This window comes from bacterium (assembly GCA_040755755.1).
Classification (GTDB): domain Bacteria; phylum SZUA-182; class SZUA-182; order DTGQ01; family DTGQ01; genus DTGQ01.
Map to the genome: position 1 here is coordinate 1 of JBFLZW010000070.1, position 2,197 is coordinate 2,197.

Annotated in this window: 3 protein-coding genes; all 3 read left to right on the forward strand. The window is 46.9% G+C overall.

Features of this window, described 5'->3' with window-relative positions; all coding sequences use genetic code 11:
- Positions 1-627: hypothetical protein (locus AB1611_19630; GenBank protein MEW6381793.1), on the forward strand; the 627-nt coding region annotated here is incomplete at its 5' end.
- Positions 608-1,402: an AAA family ATPase gene (locus AB1611_19635; protein MEW6381794.1), complete on the forward strand. Its 795-nt coding sequence runs from the start codon at positions 608-610 to the stop codon at positions 1,400-1,402. The genes AB1611_19630 and AB1611_19635, both read left to right, overlap by 20 nt.
- 41 nt (positions 1,403-1,443) lie before the next feature.
- Positions 1,444-1,806, forward strand: a complete 363-nt coding sequence (locus AB1611_19640; GenBank protein ID MEW6381795.1) for a hypothetical protein — start codon at positions 1,444-1,446, stop codon at positions 1,804-1,806.
- Positions 1,807-2,197: the final 391 nt, after the last annotated feature.

Below are 2,197 nucleotides of genomic sequence, written 5' to 3' on the forward strand. Positions count from 1 at the left end.
CTGGTCCACAGTAAACCGTATGACAGCCCATCGCGAGGCAAGATTGAGCGGTTCAACAGAACGGTGAGGGAGAAGTTTTTGCCCCTGATAGACGCTGAGACGATGGATCTGGCCCAGTTGAATATCTCCTTTGACCGCTGGCTCGATAAGGAGTATCAGAAAAGTTTTCATCACGGCATCCAAACCAAACCTCTCGATAGATGGATGACGGATCTGGCCACTACCCCGATCAGGCGGGTAGCGGCCCAGGAGCTTGATCTTGCTTTTTATATCAGCATAAAAAGAAGGGTCAAAAACGATTCCACCATCTCGGTTAACTCTATTCTCTATGAGACTCCCCCTGGCTTTATGGGAAAGGTGATCGAGCTCAGATACCCATCGGATAACCCACAGGATCTGAGCATCTACGAAAATGACCAGCCTGTCTGCAAGGTAAAAAGGGTCAATCTTCATGAAAATGCCAACCTGCCAGCCTGGGGAATAAAATTTGATCAACCGCAGACAGATAAGAAGGCAGACAGCCAGGCAGATAGCCGGGAAGATAAAAGGACAGCAGACAGCCGGGAAGATAAGAAGCCAGCAGACAGCCAGACAAAGGAGGTAAAAGATGATCGAGGTCTATTTTAACCTGAAAAAGACACCCTTTCCCAAAGATATCGCCCCCACTGATATCTTTGCCTCTGAGTGCACCAGAGAGCTTCGCCAGCGCCTGGAGTACCTTAAACAGCACAGAGGAATCATGCTGCTTACCGGAGCCCCCGGGGCTGGAAAAACTGTTCAGTTAAGGGCCTTTGCAGACAGCCTCAATAGAAATCTCTACCACTACTTCTACCTTCCCTTGTCTACCGTGAATATCCTGGACTTTTACCGGCAACTGGCAGCCAATCTGGGAGTTGAGCCCCCCTATCGCAAAGCACAGCTTTTTGTCTGTATCCAAAGTGCCATACGGGATTATGTAGAGAACAGGAAAAAAATCCCGGTCATCATCTTCGATGAGGCCCACCTTTTCATGAACGAAAATTTCTCCGAACTGCAAATCATTACCAACTTCCATTTTGACTCCATCGATCCGGCCATCTTCATCCTTTCTGGCCAGCCTCACTTAAGAGACAGGCTCCTTGGGCCAGTCTATCAGTCCTTCAATCAGCGCATCCTGCTCAAATTCCACCTCACTCCCCTGTCGAAAGAGGAGACCGAAAGCTATGTGAACCATCAGATGCACCTGGCTGGTGCCAAAAGCCCCATCTTTAACCAAAGCGCCCTGTGTGCCATCTATCAGGTCTCTGCCGGGGTCTGTCGCCTCATCAATAAACTGGCGCTAAAAACCCTGACCATAGGAGCATTGGAGAAGAAGGATACCTTAACTGAGGAGGAAGTCTACAGAGCATCCAAGGAGTTATAGAGTTATAGATCAGGCTGTAGACAAAAATGAGGGATGAAACTATGGAAGATGAATCTATGGAGTTTGTATTCAACGACATACCGGAGGGGTTTTTTAAAGCCAGGGTCTCTCGGATAAAAAGGGAAAATGGAATCTTTGGTCAATATCTGCGTATTACTTTCCTCATCATTGAGGAAGGACAACTCAATCACTACCAGTTCTCCGGAACCGTGAAGCCAACTCTTCTCAAGCAAAGCAAATTCTACCGATGGATCAGTAACATCCTGGGCTATTCACCAGATCATAAGATCTCAACACAACAGATCATCGGCAGGGAATGCTTTGTCTACGTGGCCAGGCAGAATAATCACTACTGCGTCATCGATGTGTCCACGAACCCCGATGGGGTATCACCGCCATTCTAACCAAGGCCAAGAGATCTTTAAGACCTTTATCTCACTGGAGAATTTTTATCTTACCTGCAACAAGCTGTTACTTCGCCCCAAGCCTTAAAAGCAGTGCCAAAGCTCACGCAGTGCCAAAGCTCACCTTGGAGTCCCAAAAGAGCCTGGGCCTTGGTGCTGCTTAAGGCAATGGGTACCCCCAACTTGGGCAGGTAGATATATTGCCTTATACACCCTTCCATGATCTTTCTCCCCTTTATGACTTCTTGATGAATCTATCACTGCTTTAGTTTATCTACCATACAGATAGGTAAGAATAATTCTGTGCTCTTGCCCTTAACCTATAATTCTATTCCTTAGCTAACTTTATTTTTACCTCAACCTTTGGCTATTTTATTGTTTAGATCAGGTG

Bases quoted from the DNA above. Each gene is read 5' to 3' on its own strand.
- AB1611_19635 (MEW6381794.1), top strand. From the start codon at position 608: ATGATCGAGGTCTATTTTAACCTGAAAAAGACACCCTTTCCCAAAGAT.
- AB1611_19640 (MEW6381795.1), top strand. From the start codon at position 1,444: ATGGAAGATGAATCTATGGAGTTTGTATTCAACGACATACCGGAGGGG.